The sequence below is a fragment of the Dactylosporangium sp. CA-139114 genome (assembly GCF_050955725.1).
In the GTDB taxonomy this organism is placed as follows: Bacteria; Actinomycetota; Actinomycetes; order Mycobacteriales; family Micromonosporaceae; genus Dactylosporangium.
The window spans coordinates 295256-312017 of the sequence record NZ_CP192080.1 but is presented as its reverse complement, the minus strand read 5'-3'; the positions used below and the strand labels follow the sequence as shown (position 1 = coordinate 312017).

Annotated in this window: 19 protein-coding genes; 8 read left to right on the top strand and 11 right to left on the bottom strand. The window is 70.6% G+C overall.

The genetic code is table 11. The annotated features are described in order from the left end of the window. Window positions 1-220: 220 nt before the first annotated feature. On the top strand, window positions 221-391 hold the full coding sequence (locus ACQP2P_RS01470) for a hypothetical protein (RefSeq protein WP_433612486.1): 171 nt from the start codon (window positions 221-223) through the stop codon (window positions 389-391). Window positions 392-509: 118 nt separating this feature from the next. On the opposite strand, the gene ACQP2P_RS01465 is transcribed toward ACQP2P_RS01470, so the two are convergent. Then, window positions 510-761, bottom strand: a complete 252-nt coding sequence (locus ACQP2P_RS01465; protein WP_433612484.1) for a hypothetical protein — start codon at window positions 759-761, stop codon at window positions 510-512. 172 nt (window positions 762-933) lie between these two features. On the opposite strand from ACQP2P_RS01465, the gene ACQP2P_RS01460 reads away from it, so the two are divergent. Genes ACQP2P_RS01460 through ACQP2P_RS01450 form a run of 3 tightly spaced genes read left to right on the top strand, consistent with a single transcriptional unit; the run spans window position 934 to window position 1813 of the window. Further along, on the top strand, window positions 934-1131 hold the full coding sequence (locus ACQP2P_RS01460) for a hypothetical protein (RefSeq protein WP_433612482.1): 198 nt from the start codon (window positions 934-936) through the stop codon (window positions 1129-1131). Between the two features lie 5 nt (window positions 1132-1136). Then, window positions 1137-1538: a hypothetical protein gene (locus tag ACQP2P_RS01455; RefSeq protein ID WP_433612480.1), complete on the top strand. Its 402-nt coding sequence runs from the start codon at window positions 1137-1139 to the stop codon at window positions 1536-1538. 53 nt (window positions 1539-1591) lie between these two features. Further along, complete coding sequence (locus ACQP2P_RS01450; RefSeq protein WP_433612478.1) at window positions 1592-1813, top strand: hypothetical protein; 222 nt, start codon at window positions 1592-1594, stop codon at window positions 1811-1813. 818 nt (window positions 1814-2631) lie between these two features. On the opposite strand, the gene ACQP2P_RS01445 is transcribed toward ACQP2P_RS01450, so the two are convergent. From ACQP2P_RS01445 to ACQP2P_RS01405, 9 genes are all read right to left on the bottom strand, one after another. After that, window positions 2632-3552, bottom strand: a complete 921-nt coding sequence (locus ACQP2P_RS01445; protein WP_433612476.1) for a hypothetical protein — start codon at window positions 3550-3552, stop codon at window positions 2632-2634. Next, window positions 3549-3770, bottom strand: coding sequence for a hypothetical protein (locus ACQP2P_RS01440; RefSeq protein ID WP_433612475.1), 222 nt, complete (start codon window positions 3768-3770; stop codon window positions 3549-3551). Before ACQP2P_RS01440 ends, ACQP2P_RS01445 begins: the two co-directional genes overlap by 4 nt. A gap of 753 nt (window positions 3771-4523) precedes the next feature. Beyond that, the gene (locus ACQP2P_RS01435; protein WP_433612473.1) at window positions 4524-4793 is read right to left on the bottom strand and encodes a hypothetical protein; all 270 of its coding nucleotides are present in this window, start codon (window positions 4791-4793) and stop codon (window positions 4524-4526) included. 78 nt (window positions 4794-4871) lie between these two features. Then, a complete protein-coding gene (locus tag ACQP2P_RS01430; protein WP_433612471.1) occupies window positions 4872-5144 on the bottom strand; it encodes a hypothetical protein in 273 nt (90 codons plus the stop codon). Then, window positions 5141-5362 (bottom strand): hypothetical protein, encoded by a 222-nt coding sequence (locus ACQP2P_RS01425; protein ID WP_433612469.1) that lies wholly within the window; start codon window positions 5360-5362, stop codon window positions 5141-5143. Before ACQP2P_RS01425 ends, ACQP2P_RS01430 begins: the two co-directional genes overlap by 4 nt. Window positions 5363-5763: 401 nt before the next feature. Next, on the bottom strand, window positions 5764-8148 hold the full coding sequence (locus ACQP2P_RS01420; protein WP_433612467.1) for a phage/plasmid primase, P4 family: 2385 nt from the start codon (window positions 8146-8148) through the stop codon (window positions 5764-5766). Next, window positions 8145-8336, bottom strand: coding sequence for a hypothetical protein (locus ACQP2P_RS01415; protein ID WP_433612465.1), 192 nt, complete (start codon window positions 8334-8336; stop codon window positions 8145-8147). Before ACQP2P_RS01415 ends, ACQP2P_RS01420 begins: the two co-directional genes overlap by 4 nt. A 405-nt stretch (window positions 8337-8741) precedes the next feature. Continuing rightward, window positions 8742-10235: a recombinase family protein gene (locus ACQP2P_RS01410; protein WP_433612463.1), complete on the bottom strand. Its 1494-nt coding sequence runs from the start codon at window positions 10233-10235 to the stop codon at window positions 8742-8744. An 89-nt stretch (window positions 10236-10324) separates the two neighbouring features. Then, window positions 10325-10810 (bottom strand): Lrp/AsnC family transcriptional regulator, encoded by a 486-nt coding sequence (locus tag ACQP2P_RS01405; RefSeq protein ID WP_433612461.1) that lies wholly within the window; start codon window positions 10808-10810, stop codon window positions 10325-10327. A gap of 93 nt (window positions 10811-10903) precedes the next feature. Between ACQP2P_RS01405 and hppD the strand changes: the two genes are divergently transcribed. From hppD to hisC, 4 genes are all read left to right on the top strand, one after another. Next, complete coding sequence (gene hppD / locus ACQP2P_RS01400) at window positions 10904-12061, top strand: 4-hydroxyphenylpyruvate dioxygenase (protein ID WP_433612459.1); 1158 nt, start codon at window positions 10904-10906, stop codon at window positions 12059-12061. A gap of 220 nt (window positions 12062-12281) precedes the next feature. Further along, window positions 12282-12794 (top strand): RDD family protein, encoded by a 513-nt coding sequence (locus tag ACQP2P_RS01395; protein WP_433612457.1) that lies wholly within the window; start codon window positions 12282-12284, stop codon window positions 12792-12794. A 16-nt stretch (window positions 12795-12810) separates the two neighbouring features. Then, entirely contained in the window at window positions 12811-13779 is a 969-nt protein-coding gene (locus tag ACQP2P_RS01390; protein WP_433612455.1) for an RDD family protein, read from the top strand. Then, on the top strand, window positions 13776-14810 hold the full coding sequence (gene hisC / locus ACQP2P_RS01385; protein WP_433612453.1) for a histidinol-phosphate transaminase: 1035 nt from the start codon (window positions 13776-13778) through the stop codon (window positions 14808-14810). Before ACQP2P_RS01390 ends, hisC begins: the two co-directional genes overlap by 4 nt. A gap of 26 nt (window positions 14811-14836) precedes the next feature. Here hisC and ACQP2P_RS01380 read toward each other — a convergent pair whose 3' ends face one another. Beyond that, on the bottom strand, window positions 14837-16162 hold the full coding sequence (locus ACQP2P_RS01380) for a PQQ-binding-like beta-propeller repeat protein (RefSeq protein WP_433612451.1): 1326 nt from the start codon (window positions 16160-16162) through the stop codon (window positions 14837-14839). Window positions 16163-16762 lie beyond the last annotated feature (600 nt).

Genomic DNA, 16762 nt, shown 5'->3' with positions numbered 1-16762 from the left:
CCGTGTGATTGGGTGTCTTGCACGGACGCGGGACCCACCCGGATGGCCAGTTCAAACCACAGGGCCGTTGCGGGCGGGTCGCCGGTATCTCACCACCGGCGACCCGCGTACGAAGTTCCCCCAGCTAGCCGCTAAACGAGTTAGGAGCACTCACGCAATGCCCAACCCTACAGGGGGCGCCGGCCCCCGGCGCCAGCCTGCCCAGAAGCCGCCGCACAGTGTGAAACCGTGGCTGCTGCTATTCGCGCTGGTGGCAGTGCTGGCCGTCGCCGTGGTAATCGTGGTTGCGCTGTTCGCCAACGGCGACATGAGCACCCTGGCGCGTGTCCTACTTGCTCTCGCCGCAGTGCTCTATGCCGTCGCCACGGTGATCCGGCACCTGAGGAAGTAGGACGGACAGGCCGCCGGGGTCATCTCCGGCGGCCCGTCCTGCACGCTGTTGTCCGGATGACATGTCCGCCGCACGTGTGGAGCGCGTCACATATGCCCAGACGTGCATATGCGGGCGCCTACTCCGCTTCCACACCCCCGGCGCGCAGGATGGTGCGGACCCGGTCCCGGGAGTAGCCGGACCGGCGGATGATGTCCACCTGCGGCACGCCGGCCAGGGCCTCCGCCACGATCGCCGCGTGCAGCCGGTCGCGAGCCTCGATGCGGGCGGCGCGAGCGGCCTCGATGCGTTGCGCGGCAAGCTCTTTCGCGCGAGTCAGCGCTGTATCCGCTGCCCGGAACGCCTTTGCCGCGTCATCGAGTTGGCCCACCCGCCTAGGCTCGCACGGCATGATCCAATGCCTTGTTATGCGGTAAAGGCAAGGCCTTGTGACTGTTGTCCGCAAGGCCTTTCGCGAATAGCCTCAAAGGCGTCACACAAGGCGGCCCCCGGCCAGCGTGGTAGCGCCAACCGAGGGCCTTGATCGCCCCGGGAGGCGACCCGTGTCCAACCCTATCGACCCCGCGGCCCTGGTGGTCGTCGCGAATCTCAAGCCCCTCCAGGACTTCCACGCCCCGGCTGGGGACCACACCGCGTGCGGCTACCGCACCCACGGATGGTTCCCGCTCACCGCCACGGCCGCCCGCGCCAACGCGTGCGCCGCCTGCCCGGCGTGCTTCCCGGCCGCCCCGGGCCGGTGAGCACCATGGACGCCATCCCCACCCCCGCGGAGGCGCAGGGACTGCGCACCCTGTTCGCCGGTAATCCCGTCATCGGCCAGGCGGAGCGGGCGTTGCGCACGTTCCGCAACGATCTGCACGTCCGGGATGCCGCCGTGCTGTTGGCGTCGTGGAAGCACGCCCCCGAACTGTCCGCGCGGGAACGCCTCGCCGTGCTGGCCCGATTCGTGCCGCCGCCGGCCGCGAGGTGCGCGCGGTGCCACGCCCGCATCCGATACGTCACGGACGGCCCCGACCCCGGGTGGTGGACGCACACCGACCCCGCGGGGATGCGCGGCGAGGGAGCGCGCACGCCGCATGAGGCGGCGCCGGACTACGGCCACGGTGACGAGGGTGGCAACGCCGGTCCGGGCTGGCCGCTCCGATGAGCGCCCAGCACCCCGCGTGGTGCTCCCGGCGGCATCCTGAGACGGACTGGCCGGTGCACGAGGCGCAGCCCGGTCCGGCGCTCGAACTGTCCCATGACCTCGCGTACACGGTCCTGGTGCAGCAGGTCGCGGACTCCCCGACACAGGTGATCCTGGCGCGGCACGAGGGCCACCGGGTCACCGTGACCCGGCTGTCCATCGTTGAGGCGGCCATCCTGCAGAACCTGCTCAGCGAGGCCCTGCAACTGCCTGGCACGGTGCGCACGGTGGCGTGATCGCGTCCCGATGGAGGCCCGCACCCTCATGAGGGTGCGGGCCTTTGCTTGTGGCGTGAGGACGTCCGTCCACATCGTCCACCGGAAGCCTTGTCCTGCATGGACATCCGTCCACCGGATGGACGAGAACCGTTGCCCTGTCCGGACATCCGTCTCCACTGTCCGCTGGACACGCTGCTGGACAAGGACATCCGTCCATCCGGTCCGCTGGACGCGATGCGGCGCCTGGACGTTCGTCCCCGTCCTCGGTGGTCCGGAGCGGTCCGCGTGTACTCCCGGCAGGGCTGACAGAGGGCGCCGGAGTGCCTGCCGTGTCTCAGCAGCCCCGTGACCTTGGAAAACACCCCCTGATGTCTCAGACATCTGGGTCGGCCCGCCTCAGGCTCGCTGTGCGGGCCGCAGAGGTCCGGGTGGCATCGGGCCGGTGCGGGGGGCCGGTCGGCCCTCTGCGTGGTGCAGGGCGGGCGCGTGCGCACGCTGCGCGCCGGAACGGAGCGGGGCAGGCCGGCCACACTACTGGACGTGCGCGTCCACCCAGTAGACGAGACCGTTGCCGGACAAGGGCATCCGTCCGCAATGTCCATGGACGCCTTGCCCCACATGGACATCCGTCCACCATGTCCACTGGACACGTTGCTGGACAAGGACATCCGTCCACCGGACACACAGAACGGCCCCACACCCGATCGGGTGTGGGGCCCTTGTGCTGAGGCGTCGCGCTGGACGGGTCACAGCAGGGAAAGGGACCCGCTCTCCGCCCATCGGTCCCCGCCGTTCTCCGTGCGTTCAGTCCGGCGGGGTGGCGTTGACGCGGAGCCTCAGCGGCCACTGAGGAGGCGCCGCACGGCGTTCCGCTGCTGCGCGGGCGTGGCCCAGCCCTCCATCTTGTCCGTGATCCGCTCGCGCATCGAGGGGCGCTCCACGGCCGGCCGAAGCGAGGCGTGCAGGCCCGGCCGCCACCCCAACGCATCGACCACCGCGAGGTGGACCACGCCCGGGAGGCGCTTGACGAAGTACCAGACATCCTCGTCCGTCTTCCCCGCGTAGTGCGTGCTGGACCCGCCCGCCACGTCGTGGAGCAGCCCGGCAACCCGGTGCATCTCCAGCCACTCGGCGTGCCCGCTCGCGGCCTCCGCCCACGCTGCCATCTTGGCGCCGTCCCCTTGGACATCGGCGAAATCGAGCGTCGGCAGTACGGGCGGGTTGGTCAGCCACGGGTGCGGGGCCGGCTCCACGACCGCGCCGCGCATGACGGTCCCTGACCGCTTCGGCTGAGTGAGCGCCGTGGCGACCGCCCGCACGTCGATGAGGCGCCCACCGGCCTCCACGGCACGCCGCACGGCCGCGTCCGCTCGCGCGGAGAGCACGTCGTGAACGGCGAACCCATCGGCGCGCGCGGAGCGGACAGCACGGGCGCGCAGCTCCACCACCACCGGACCCGCGAACGCGTCCGCCAGGCCCCCGCCGTCCGGCGCGTGTCCGGACGCCAGCCACGGCGCGAGCGTGGCGAGCCGCTCCACCGCCTGGTCGAGGTCCATCCTCCTGTCCGCGACTGCCGCCACCAGTTCGGCACGGGTGCGCTGAGCGCGTGCCACGCCATCGGCACCCTGCCGCTCCACCTCGTCAACGCGGGCCAGCAGCGCCCGCGCTTCGCCGAGGTGGTCACCCAACCCGGACCCGTCCAGGGCTTGCAGCAGGGCCAGCAGCCGGCCGGTTGCTTCGTCATACGTCACGCTCACCGCGGGGTCTCCTTCTGCTTTCGAACGATGATTTGGCCGGTCAGCGGGCACCGGACCCAACCGTGGATTTCCAGGTCCTGGCGCATGGCTTCGGACAGGAACGGCGCCTCATCGGGCGTGATCGGGGGACGGGGGTCACGCTCGGCGGCGGCTTCCCTCACCACCCCGCGGAGCCAGTCCGGGAGGTTGTCCACCTCGGCGAGGATCAGGCGGCTCACCGTGACTCCTCCGCGTCAAGGGCGGCGGGGCCGGCCTCGGCGCGCTCCATCTCTGCGCGGGCCAGTTCCGTGACCACCCGGCCCATCGTCGTGCCCCGGTCCGCCGCCCGGAGCCTCAGCCACCGGCGCACGTCAGCAGGCAACCGCACGCCAGTCTGCGGGTTTGCTGTCATGCGACCACGGTACCGAGGATTCAACCCGATCACCATCCTAAGTAGATAGTAAGAATGGCGTCTGAGCTGCGAGAACTTACTAGCTTCTAGGTGTGTCCTTAGTGGACAGTGTTGTAAAACAACAGATAAGGGCGTTTCTCGACCCGCGATCGGCAGCGCTCGGCATCCGAGGTGATCGGCCGGCATCCAGCCGAATCGGGGCACCCGGTGGGGCGCAGGCTTCAAGATCAACCAAATTCGGTAGCGGAGCGGTGCTCCGGAAAGAAAAAAAGGCCAGAAGGACGGGGGTCTAGGACCCATTCCTATAGGAAAAAACGATCATCACCATTGCGTCATCGGCCGAGGCGCCGGGTCTGCTGGCCGGCGGCGGCCGTTGGTGGCCCGGTTGCATGCCCGGCGCTCCGGTCCGCGGTACCTGCTCCGGTCCCGGTCATCGTGCCCGAGGTCCCACGGTGCACCGGGCTGGATGCGCTCCCCGCACCGTGCGCAGTCCACGCCCCCGGCCGCAACGTGCGGCGCCCACGCCGCCCGGAGTAGTTGGTGCCGCCGGCCGTAGCCGCGGGCGGTTGTGGTGCCGCGCCTAGGCATCGGCCAGGGCGGCACGCTGGCGCCGCACGCGTAGGGCCGCGCTGACGCGCTTCGGGGATGCCCACGTGCCGGACAGCTCCAGCAGCAGGCACGCCCGCGACGGGTCCGCGTCCAGCGGCACGCGGCACAGGTCCAGCTCTACCACGAGGTCCGCGAGGGTGGCCGGCGTCCGCCACGCCTCCACCGGCTCGGGCGGGGTGCACGAGGGCAGCACTGCGGGCGTGCCCGATGTCTGCTGCCGCGCCTCTGCCCACATGTCCATGATGGACTGTCCGGTCCACTCACGCCGCTCGAACGGGTCTGTACGCCAGAGCCCGGCCGCACCGCGTCTGCGGGCCACTCAGCGGGCCGGGGGCATCCACCGATACCGGCCCGGCCGCTGCACGATCCGGCCGGCCTCGGGCACGCGCGCCGGCCGCTCGGCCGCCACGTACAACCCGCCGCGCCGCCGGGGGCGTGCGACGTGGAGCAGTGCGCCGGACCGGCGGTCCCCGGTGCCCACCGGGAGCGGGTCCCCGGCAGCGTCCCGGTAGACGGCGGTGCGCGCCACGGCCCGGATCTCCAGCCCGTCCAGCGGGCCGCCCTGGAACACGTACGGGCGGTAGCCGGTCACGCGGTCACCGCCAGCGGGCGGAGGGCGGCCAGGCGGCGCAGCAGGAAGGCGCGCCACGGCGAGGGGTGCAGCACGCACGTGGTGGCGGGAACGCTGCCGTACTCGGTGAGGATCTCGGTAACGGCGCCGTCCGAGTCCACCTCGTACCCGATGACGCGCGAGGTGTAGGCGCCATTCTCGGACCGGACGCACCCGGGCGTGGCGGCAGTGATGGTCATGACTACTCCCTGGTGGTGAGGCGTTAGCCGGCAGGGAATGCGACTCCCGGAATTGCCGGCCCGTCCCATTGAGAATAGCAAGCGGCCTGCTATTTAGACCATATGAAGAATTGAGTAACAATGGTGATCGTGAATTGCTACTAAGAATCGGGTAAGATTGGTGCTGCGGCCCTGGTGGGACGCACCGCCCCGGTGGAATGCGACTCCACCGGGGCCTCCTCGTCTCGGGGGCGGGCGCGCCGCCAGGGCGTTGTGCGTCCAAAAGATGCCCCTGACCTGGGAAGACGCCCGCCTCCGACTTGAGTGACTTGACCTCTGAACAAACTCTCTACGCGAGAGTCTCCATAGGGAATTTGTCGGAGGGTCAAGCCACTCAAGTCAGATGGCGACGTTTCCGCAGGTCAGCCCCCGTTTTCGGTCGCCTCGTCCGCCGCGGTGCGATACCGGACGCTGGCCCACACCCACGGCCGCGCAGGGAGGTCCGCCGGGACGAGAGCGCCCGGCCGCCGCACGATGCGCACACCCGGCGAGCCGGTCCGGACTTGCTTCCGAGCGACCCGGGTCCGTTTCGTCTCCCGGTGAGCGCCGAACTTCGCGGCGAAAGTCTCCTTGCTCCACGCGGTGTGCCCGTTCCCGGCAAGCCACGCGTTGAAGTGGGCCAGCAGTTCACCGGCCTCCACCATTGCTGTGGGGTCGGCCGTGAGGCACTCCGTCCAGAAGCCCAGCACCCGGTCCGCCTTCACCCGCCATCCCAGCGTGTCCGCCTCCACCGAGGCGGGCAGCGCCATCGGGCTGACGGGGGCAGGCGTCCCCTCCGCCTCGGCACGCGCGCAAGCTTCCCGCCATGCGTACCAGCAGCGGGCACCCTCCACGGCCCACGTCACGATAGCGTCATGTTGCCCGGACGTGTTCGTCTTGATGCGGTCCTTCAACTGCTCATCACCGCGCCGGTCGTCCGGCGCTTCCAGCGGAACACCCGCCTTGAGCCACGTGTACGGGAACACCACGAGCGCCAGGCGCCGCCACGTGCCGTGGTCCGTCTCGCTCACCACGGGCTCGTAGTTGGTGGTGGCCAGCAGGGAGTGGGAGGCCACAAACTCCACGTTGTCCTTGTGCACCTTGCGGGCCTTGATTCGGCCCACGTCCGCGATCCCCTTCAACGCCCCCACGTCGATGGAGCGCCCCTCGGTCAGCTCCTCCAGGATGACCAGGCGCTGCCCGCGGAGGTCCGCGCGCTCCGTGCTGTGCTCGTTCTTGACGGAGCCCAGCAACTTCGGCGAGGCGGGCGCCGCGTAGCCACCGAGGGCCGGCAGGAGCCCGTCCGTGGACACCGCGCTCTTACCGTTCTCGCCACCGCCGTGCAGGATCGGCAGAATGCCGTCCGGGGTGGTGTGCCCTGTGATGGCCTGCCCGATGCGCGCCTGGTACCACTCGCGCGCGTCCGGGCGGAGCGCCTCCAGCGCCTGGTCCCAGTCCTTGTGCGTGTAGCCCGGCCGGTACGCGCCCGCCGTGATCTTCGTGCACATCGCGTTGGGGTCGTGCGACGAAAGCGCGCCGGTGGCCAGATCCACGATGCCAGAGGGCGTGTTGAGGATGTCAGGGTCCGTGTCGAACTCTTCCGCCTTCCGCTCCACGATGCCCCGGGCGAGCTTGAACAGGGCCGATTGCCGGGACTGTGAGAGCGTCTTGTGCCACCCGTCCACCGCCGCGCGGTCACCGTTGATGCCTGCCGCCGCAAGTTCGGTCACCGCCTCGGAGTACCGGGTGTGTACCCACTGGCGGATCACCTCGCCGATGGTGGCGTCCGTGACCTCGGCCCATACGCGGCCGTTCCACCCGAGCCACCCGAGGCCACCGGCCCACACGTAGGCGCCTTCAAGCGCTTCGTCCGCGCACTCCTGCGCCAGCACGGTGTCCGTGAAGGCGTCCGAAGTGTCGTCGCACTGAATGGGTTTGGCCTGGCGCAGGGCCACCAGGGCGGGCAGCGTGCCGCCGGCCGCGAAGTAGTCATCCACGCCCTTGACCGGCGTCCCTTCAACGGCGGGCGGCGGGACCACGTAGAGAACCTTGGCCGCTCCCTTGTGTCGCAACCACTTCCCGAGGCGCGCCATGGCTCGCGCTACGGCAGGCTTGGAGGTGGCGTCCGCGTCGAAACACACCGTGACTTCGCGGCCCTTGAGCGTCACATCCTCCCAGTCCCCGAGGGTCCCGTGACCGTTGCGCCAGTTGTACACGCCGGCCAGGGCAAGGGTCACTTCCCCTTGCGACGTAAGGGAGTCAGCCTTCTTCACACCCTCGGTAATCCAGAGCCGTCGCGCGGCGTCCCGGATGGGCGGGACCACCTCAACACCGAGCGTCCACCGCGGGTGAACGTCCAGCCCCGTGCAGCCCTTCGCGCTGGCGTACCTCATGGCCTTGCCCTCGCGGTTGCTCACCGGGCGGAAGGGCTTCCACTGGCCGGCGACCTTGCGGCCGGTAGGCGTCCACATCGGGACGTGCAGGCCCGGAAAGTAGTACTCCTCCCGCGTGGCCCACGAGGGGAAGCCCATCGCCTTGAGCTGGTCCCGGGTGTCCCGCCCGTAGGCGTCGCGCAGGGCAGCGTTCGGCCGGGCCACGGTGGTGTAGCCGCGCTCCGCGATCACCTGCGGGTCGATGGCCGAGGCCACCTCCAGCTCCTCACGGTGGTGCGCGCTCAGCGCCTGCGAGTTACCAAGTTCTTCGCTAGACTCGGCATCGGTGGTGATGGGGCCGTTGCTGGGGAGCGCGGCCCTTTCTGCTGGGGTCATGCGGACGCACCCCCGAACACGCGGCGCAGCGTCGAGACCTGCTCCGGGCTGAGTTCTGGTGCGCGGTCCACGACCGCCTTCACGGCGGCGGCAAGGTGGCCCTTGCTGGCCATCTCCGAGCGCTGCGCGGGGGTCATGCTGGCCTGTCGGGCGCGGCCGGCCAGGGCGGCGCGCTCCTTCGTGCTCATCGGCACGGCTACTCCAGGATGGTGAGAATCCTGGCAGCCCCCGGCCCAGCTAAGGCCTACCCTGCCTTCTTGTCCCCGTGCGCGTGGGGCTCGCTCGCCTGCTCCGGGCTTGCCGCTAGCCGGTCGACTATCCGGCCTCACGTCCGCCCGAGGCGGAAGGGCTTCGCCAGGGTGCCCCCTGGGTGTCATTGCCCTGCTTCGCCATCGATATTAGCTAGCCGCCAGCACACGCGCACCCTCGAACATGGCCCCTGACCTGCAAAGTTACCAAGTCCTTAGTAGACAGTCCTACTAAGTCGCAGGTCAGGGATCCAATGCGGACAGCTATCGAGACAGGTAACAGTTTGATAGCGCTAGCGGCCCCCGGTCGATGTGACCGGGAGCCGCCGCGCACGCCCGTTCCCGCTAGATCACGCCCGCCTCGCGCCACATCTCGCCCCAGGTCACCGCGTCACCCACCCACCGCGTGCCCGCCAGACGCCAGATGTCGAACGCCGGCCCGCGGCGCGCGGCCGGTGTGACCACCAGTTCGGTGAGCACCCGGGCGTAAGTGCGCTTCTGCTCCGGCCTGAAGTCGCCCCACTTCGCCACCACCTCGGCCGGGTCCACGTCGTCCAGTTCGGCCGGGAGGGAGAGCCTCCGCGCCTTCGCCTTCGCGCGCTCGATCTCGGGCAATAGCTCACCCTCGATGACGGTCAGGGCACGCGCGGAGAGCTTCCCTCGTGCCGACTCGATGTAGTGCGCCTCAAGTCGCTCGGTGAGCGTGCGGACGAGTTCCTCCGCCGCGCGTACCTCGGCATCGTTGGCCTGGGGCCGCAGGGCCGCCAGCGCGTCCGGTTCCTTGAGCCGGCCAAGGATCATCTCCTCCACCACCGACTCAAGGGACCCGGCCGCGACCACCATTCCGCACCGGTCGCACTGGTACGTGACGCGTGGCCGCTTCGTGCCGCCGGTCCGCGCGCGCAGCTTGGTGTCCCGGCACGTGCCGCACGTGACCGCCCCAGTGAGCCAGTGCGCCAGCTCCGTGCCGCGTGTCGTGGTCCGCCGCTCCGGGCGGGTGAGGATGGCGACCGCGCGCCGCCACTGGTCCACGTCCACGATCGGCTCCCACGCGGCCGGGCCGACATCCTCTCCCTGGTGGACCCGGCGGCCCGCGTAGGCCGGCCGTAGGACCATCTGACGGATGAAGCGCCCATGCCAGGGGGAGCCGCCCGGCATGGTGAGCCCACGCGCGTTGAGGTCCCGGGCGATGACCGCCAGGCGGTCACCCTCGGCGATGCGCCGGACCATCTCCGCCACGATGGGGGCCTGCTCCGGGTGGGCGGTCTGCTCCACCAGCTTCCCGGACGCGTCGTAGATCCGGGTGAATCCGTACTGGAGTCGACCCGCAGGGGTGCCCTCACGGGCGGCCTTGCGCTTGCCGGACAGCACCCGCTCCGAGAGCTTCTCCGACTCGTCCGCCGCGTCCAAGCCCTCATCGGCCAGGGCGCGCCAGTCACGGCGCCTTGACAGGTCATAGATGCGCTCATGGGTGCTGACCCAGATCTTGACGTGCTGCCGCCGGCAGAGGTCCAGGAAGGCGGACCACTCGGTGAGGCCGCGGGAGCCGCGGGACGCCTCCAGGATGCCCACCACCTGGCACCCGCCGGACCGGACGTGCTCCAGCAGCGCGGCATAGTCGGGCCGCTCCCGCCGAGCGAAGCGGGACGCGCTGAGGTCCGGATCAACGAACACCCGGCCCAAGGTGAGGTCTTCCCCTTCGGCGGCCGCGGTCAGTTCGTGCTGTTGCCGCGCGACCGAGCGGCCCTCGTCCTTGGTGCTCTTGCGGAGGTAGAGATCCACGACCTGGGATGTCATGCCAAGACGATAGCACCGGCAAAGACTCTTAGCCGAGGTCACCAAGCCGGTCCTGACGGTCGGCCGCCGCTAGCGAGCCGCACCGCCCCCTCGGCTCGATCGGCACGAGGGGGCGGTGCGACCCTCCCGCCTCAGGCGTCGGCGGCCGCGGCGACGAGGGGCAGGACGCGGTACGGGATCTGCGCAGCCAGCGCGATGATCGTCGAGGAGCGGACGATCCCCTCGAAGCTCATCACCCGGTCGATCACCCGCTGCAGGTCGGCGTTCGAGCGGGCCACGATCCGGCACAGCAGGTCGCCCGAGCCGGTGATCGTGTGGACCTCCAGCACCTCCGGGATGTCGCGCAGGTGGGCCGAGACCGGGTCGTGGCCGAAGCGCTGGCGGATCTCCAGGGTCACGAACGCGGTCACCGCGTAGCCGAGCGCGGCCGGGTCGACGTCCGGGCCGTGGCCGCGGATCACGCCGCGGGCGGCCAGGCGGTCCAGGCGCGCCTGCACGGTGCCGCGGGCGACCCCGAGGCGGCGGGAGCACTCCAGGACGCCGATGCGCGGCTCGGCGTACAGCAGGCTGATCAAGCGTGCATCGAGAACGTCGATTTCACCGGACAATATGCTCACCCGCACCCGCGAAACAGCCAGCTAATTGTGCAACTTGACCAAGCAGAATAGCGTTCCTTGCCCAGCTCGGGAATGCCGGGCGACGCTTGTGCCATGACCCGCGCCATCGAAGACCTCAACGAGCTCATCGGGGCCGTCGAGCACGACGTCTCCCACGATCCCTTCCCGCTCACCGGCCTCGATCACGTCCGGTTCTACGTCGGCAACGCCAAACAGTCGGCGCACTACTACTCGACCGCGTTCGGCATGACGCTGCTGGCGTACCGCGGCCCAGAGCAGGGCTATCGCGACCACGCCGAATACGTGCTCAAGTCCGGCTCCGCGATCTTCGTCTTCGCCGGCGGGGTGCACCGCGGAGCCGAGGCCACCCAGCACTACGAGCGCCACGGCGACGGCATCGCCGACATCGCGCTCGAGGTGCCCGACGTCGACACCGCGTTCGCGTTCGCCGTGCGCCAGGGTGCCCGGCCGCTCGAGGAGCCGCACGACGAGGAGGACGAGCACGGCGTCATCCGGCGGGCGGCCATCGCGACGTACGGCGAAACCCGCCACACCCTCATCGACCGCTCGCGCTACTCGGGCCCGTTCCTGCCCGGGTTCGTCGCGCGCAAGCCGATCGTCGCGCCGCCGGCCAAGCGGTACTTCCAGGCCGTCGACCACGTGGTCGGCAACGTGGAGCTCGGCCGGATGGACGAGTGGGTCGAGTTCTACCGCCGGGTCATGGGCTTCACGAACATGGCCGAGTTCGTCGGCGACGACATCGCCACCGAGTACTCGGCGCTGATGAGCAAGGTCGTCGCGAGCGGCACGCGCAAGGTCAAGTTCCCGCTGAACGAACCGGCGGTCTCGCGCAAGAAGTCGCAGATCGACGAGTACCTCGAGTTCTACGGCGGCCCCGGGGCGCAGCACATCGCGCTGGCGACCAACGACATCCTGCGCACCGTCGACGAGATGACGGCCGCCGGCGTCGAGTTCCTCGTGACCCCCGACTCGTACTACGACGATCCCGAGCTGCGCGAGCGCATCGGCCAGGTGCGGGCGCCGATCGAGGAGCTCAAGGCGCGCGGCATCCTGGTCGACCGCGACGAGGACGGCTACCTCCTGCAGATCTTCACCAAGCCGGTCCAGGACCGCCCGACGGTCTTCTTCGAGCTGATCGAGCGGCACGGGTCGCTCGGCTTCGGCAAGGGCAACTTCAAGGCGCTCTTCGAGGCGATCGAGCGAGAGCAGGAACTGCGCGGAAACCTGTAACACTGTTCGGGTGACGTATCCGGGTCAGCCGCAACCGGGTGGTGTCCCGAACTACGGGCCGCCACCCGGCAATCCGCAGGGTTATCAACAAGGTTATCCACAGAGTGGACCGCCGCCTGCGAGTTATCCACAGGTCAGCGGCCCTCCGGCGGGTTATCCACAACCTGGTTATCCACAGCCTGCCGGTTATCCACAGGGCGCCTATGCGGTACCGCCACCCGTGCCCCGGGCCCCGAACGGCATGCCGCTGGCGAACTTCGGCGACCGGCTCGTCGCCGTGCTCATCGACGGCGCCGTCCTGGTCGGCGTCGCGCTGGTGCTCGCGATCCCGATGTTCATCGCGATCTTCGCGGTGATCGCCGGCGCGACGGCGTCCGCCTCGGCCACCGAGAGCCCCAACGCCGGCCTGCTGCTCGGGCTGCCGCTGCTCATCGAGCTGCTCTACCTGGTTCTGGTCCTCGCGGCCGGGTACGTCTACCACGTCGAGATGTTCCGCCGCACCGGCGTCACGTGGGGCAAGCGGGCGATGAAGCTGCGGCTGATCCGCGCCGACGACCCTTCCGCGCCCATCGGCCGCGGCGTGCTCGCCCGGCGCTGGGCCACGCAGAGCCTCGTCGGCGCCTTCGTGCCGTTCTTCTCCTGGATCGACGGGCTTTGGCAGCTCTGGGACAAGCCGTACCAGCAGTGCCTGCACGACAAGGCGGCGGGGACAATCGTGGTGAAGGTCGGATGAGCGGCACGGAGGCTTTGTGACAGCGCCTGGGTGGTACAAGGACCCTGCGGACCCGGATGTCCAACGGTACTGGGACGGCGAGGGCTGGATCGGGGAGCCCGTTCCGGCCTCGCAACCGGCCCCGGCGGCCCCGCCGGTGATCGCCGAGAACCCGGTGACCCCGCCGGCGCCGAAGATGCCGGTCGTCACGCCCGGGGCACCGCTGCCGCAGGGCGCCGTCGTGCTGCCGCCCGGCACGCCGATCCCCCCGGGCGGGTTCCCCCCGGGGCAGCTGCCGCCGGGCGCGATCGTGCTGCCCCCGGGCACGCCGCTGCCGGCCGGGCTCCTGCCGCAGGGCCAGCTGCCGGCGGGCGCGGTGCAGGTGCTGCTGCCGCCGCAGACCGGGTTCACGGTGCCGGCGCAGGTCCGCCCGCACGGCTACGACCTCGCCCCGCTCGGCAAGCGGTTCGTCGCCCGCCTGGTCGACATCCTCGCGGTCGCCGCGATCATCGCCGCGGCCACGGGCTTCCTGGTCTACCAGTGGATTCAGGAGGTCGGCCCGGTCATGGCGGAGATCTACCGCCGCCAGTCCCGCGGCGAGTCGATCGGCGACCTGACGACCTCCGACCGCGCGCAGTACCTGCAGATCGTCATCCTGCTGCTCATCGCCGCGATCTGGTTCGCCTACGAGGTCCCGGCGAACGCCGGCAGCGGACAGACCCTCGGCAAGCGGCTCATGAAGATCAAGGTCGTCGGGCTGGAGGCCGATCAGCCGCTCGGCTTCGGCCGCGCCATCCGCCGCTGGAACCCGATGGGCCTCGGCGTGCTGCTGTGGACGTGCGGGGTCGGCTTCGTGCTGCAGTTCGTCGACGCCCTCTCGCCGGTGGTCGACTGGCCGCTGCACCGCGCGCTGCACGACCGCGCGGCCCGCACCGTCGTGGTGATGGCCGAGCGGCACCCCGACCACGCCTCCACCCCTGCCCCCATCCCCGGAGACCAACCATGAGCCTTACCCGCCCGGATCTCGACGCCCTGCCCGCCTACGTCCCGGGCCGCAGCGTGCCCGGCGCCATCAAGCTGGCCAGCAACGAGGTGCCCTACGGCCCCCTGCCCGGCGTGGTGGAGGCGGTGACCCAGGCCGTCGCCGGCGTGCACCGCTACCCCGACATGGGCGTGACCGAGCTGCGCGGGCGCCTGGCCGAGCGGCTGGGCGTCGACGCCGAGCGGATCGCGACCGGCTGCGGCTCCGTGGCGCTGTTCGAGCACCTGTTCCGCGTCGCGTGCATGCCCGGCGACGAGGTGGTCTACGCGTGGCGGTCCTTCGAGGCGTACCCGATCATCGGCGCCACCACCGCCGCGAAGAGCGTGCGCGTGCCCAACACCGCGGACCACGGTCACGATCTGGACGCGATGGCCGAGGCGATCACCGAGCGCACGCGCATCGTGATCGTGTGCAACCCGAACAACCCGACGGGCACCGCGGTCCGCAAGGCCGAGCTGGACGCCTTCATCGACCGGGTGCCGTCCAACGTGATCGTCGCGCTGGACGAGGCCTACCGCGAGTTCGTGACCGACCCCTCGGTGCCGGACGGGCTGGTGGAATACGGTGACCGCCCCAACGTGGTGGTCCTGCGCACCCTGTCGAAGGCGTGGGGGCTGGCCGGCCTGCGCATCGGCTACCTGATCGGCTCGCCCGAGGTGGCGGCGGCGGTGCGCAAGGTCGTCACGCCGTTCTCGACCTCGCTGGCGGCCCAGGCCGCGGCCCTGGCCGCGCTCGACGAGGAGCCGGAGATGCGCCGCCGGGTCGAGCTCGTCGTGGCCGAGCGCGCGCGGGTCGTCGAGGCGGTGCGCAAGGTCCACCCCGACGTGCCCGAGACCCAGGCGAACTTCTTCTGGCTGCCGCTGGGCGAGCAGTCGGCCGCGTTCGCGGCGCAGTGCGAGCGCGCGGGCGTGATCGTGCGCGCCTTCCAGGGCGACGGCGTGCGGGTCACCATCGGCACGCCCGAGGAGAACGACGTCTTCCTCGGCGCCCTCTGACCCTGTGACTCCTGGTCGGGGCGGGTTCAGCCCATCCCGACCAGGACCACGGTGTCCTGGCTGAAGTAGTACTTGTCGTCGATCTCGGACTCCTTGGTGGTCTGCAGGCGCTCGATCACCAGGTAGCCCGCGTGCAGGTAGTACATGCTGTAGACGAACCGGTCCGCGGGCCGGATGCGCAGCTCGGTGCTCGACGTCACCGCGCCGGTCTCCAGGTTGAGCACCAGCAGCTGGTACTCGTTGTTGATCACGTAGAAGTTGCGCCGGTCGCCACCGATGAGCCGGCCGGCGACCTCCGACATCCACAGGCGCTGGCCGGTCGAGCGGGAGAACGCCCAGATGTACCCGCCGGTCATCTGCTGGGCGATGACGTCCCCGACCGCGATCACCGTGTCCTTGTCCGCGACCGGCTCCGCCTTCACGGTCCGGTCGGCGGCGAGCGACCAGTATGAGGCCGTGATCGTGCCCAGTCCGGCGGCGGCGTCGGTGTACGTCACGACGCCCTCCCCCGTCGGGGCGGCCTTGAACATCGTGCAGCCGGAGCGGCCCAGCTCGCACGAGGCGGGATCGACGAACCAGTTGGAGACGCTCTCGGTGCCGATCGAGGCCCCCGGCGGCCGCCAGGTGCTCAGCAGCGCGCCGCTGGCCGCGTCGTAGATCTCCAGCGTGGCGGGCTTCGCGCAGGTGTTCTTCACCAGGTACGTGTCCGGGCCCGTCCAGTCGTTGGTGCGGCACCCGGGCTCGGCCGTGAACGAATGCGTCCACCTGATCGTCCCGTTGACCGGATCGATCCCCTCGACGACGTCCTTGCCGGTCGCGATCACGACGGGCTGGCGGTCGAGCACGGACGCGCTGACGAACAGATCCTCGGGCGACCACATCGTCTTCGCCCCGGTCCGGCGCCCCTTGAACGACTCGCCGTCCGCGGGGTCGATCTTGGCCTGCCAGACGATGTCGCCCTTCTCGGCGTCGAGCGCGACGATGTCCCCGTCCGACCACTTCGTGACCACGACCGACATGCCGACCCCGCTGGCGGGCTTCTCCACCTCGACGATCGACACCACCTCGGCCGGCCACCGCCGGTACGACCAGTGCGGCGTGTTCAACCGCTGCGACGTCACCGGCGTGTCCGCGAAGACCCGCCGCTGCTCGGTGTAGACCCGCAGCCGCCCCTCGACGATCAGCGGCGCCGAGGGCAGCTCCGAGTATTGGATCGCCTTGATCGGCTCGGCCGACGGCACCGGCTTGTCCGCGCGGCTCACGGTCTCGGCCGGCTTGAGCGTGCGGTAGGCGGTGATGCCCATCGCGAAGAGCACCACGAGAACGAGCAGCCCGGTCAGCACGAACCGCACCGGCCGCGACCAGCTACGCGGCGAAACCACCCGGCGCAGCCCCGCTGCACTCGTCCCCATAACCACCTCCGCCGCGCACGATACCTGCCGAGCACCGAACGACGCGCACGGCGACCGTCGATCCGCAGAAGACTCACACCGCGTTCCCACCGGCCCGTGACATTCCCGCACGCCACTGGACCCCGCCGCCCGGCCCGCGCCGCGACGCCCGCGCACGACCCCGGCTCACCCGATCGTGGCGGCCTCCCAGCGCCGACGACGGGCCCTACAGCCCGCCACAGGCCCGGCCCGCACCGCGACGCCCGCACACGACCCCGGTTCACCCGATCATGGCGGCCTCCCAGCGCCGACGGCGGGCCCTACAGCCTGCCACTGGCTCGGCCGCGCCGCGACGCTCGCATACGACCCCCGGCTCACCCGTCGCGGCCTCCCAGCGCCGACGGCGGCCCTACAGCCTGCCACAGGGCGGGCTGCGGCTGCGGACTCGTCGTCCCGGCACGACTCGCCGCGACTCGCTGCGGCCGCGCGTTTGCCGCACCCCCGCCGACGGGGTTGAGCCGGCGCAGGGTGCACGCCTCGCCGCGGCCGGGGTGAACGCCG

What these genes read in the sequence shown, in the direction of transcription:
- ACQP2P_RS01420 (WP_433612467.1), bottom strand. Translation starts at nt 8,148, where the DNA reads ATGACCCCAGCAGAAAGGGCCGCGCTCCCCAGCAACGGCCCCATCACC.
- ACQP2P_RS01455 (WP_433612480.1), top strand. Translation starts at nt 1,137, where the DNA reads ATGGACGCCATCCCCACCCCCGCGGAGGCGCAGGGACTGCGCACCCTG.
- ACQP2P_RS01425 (WP_433612469.1), bottom strand. Translation starts at nt 5,362, where the DNA reads ATGACCATCACTGCCGCCACGCCCGGGTGCGTCCGGTCCGAGAATGGC.
- hppD (WP_433612459.1), top strand. Translation starts at nt 10,904, where the DNA reads ATGACCCGCGCCATCGAAGACCTCAACGAGCTCATCGGGGCCGTCGAG.
- ACQP2P_RS01435 (WP_433612473.1), bottom strand. Translation starts at nt 4,793, where the DNA reads ATGGACATGTGGGCAGAGGCGCGGCAGCAGACATCGGGCACGCCCGCA.
- ACQP2P_RS01415 (WP_433612465.1), bottom strand. Translation starts at nt 8,336, where the DNA reads ATGAGCACGAAGGAGCGCGCCGCCCTGGCCGGCCGCGCCCGACAGGCC.
- hisC (WP_433612453.1), top strand. Translation starts at nt 13,776, where the DNA reads ATGAGCCTTACCCGCCCGGATCTCGACGCCCTGCCCGCCTACGTCCCG.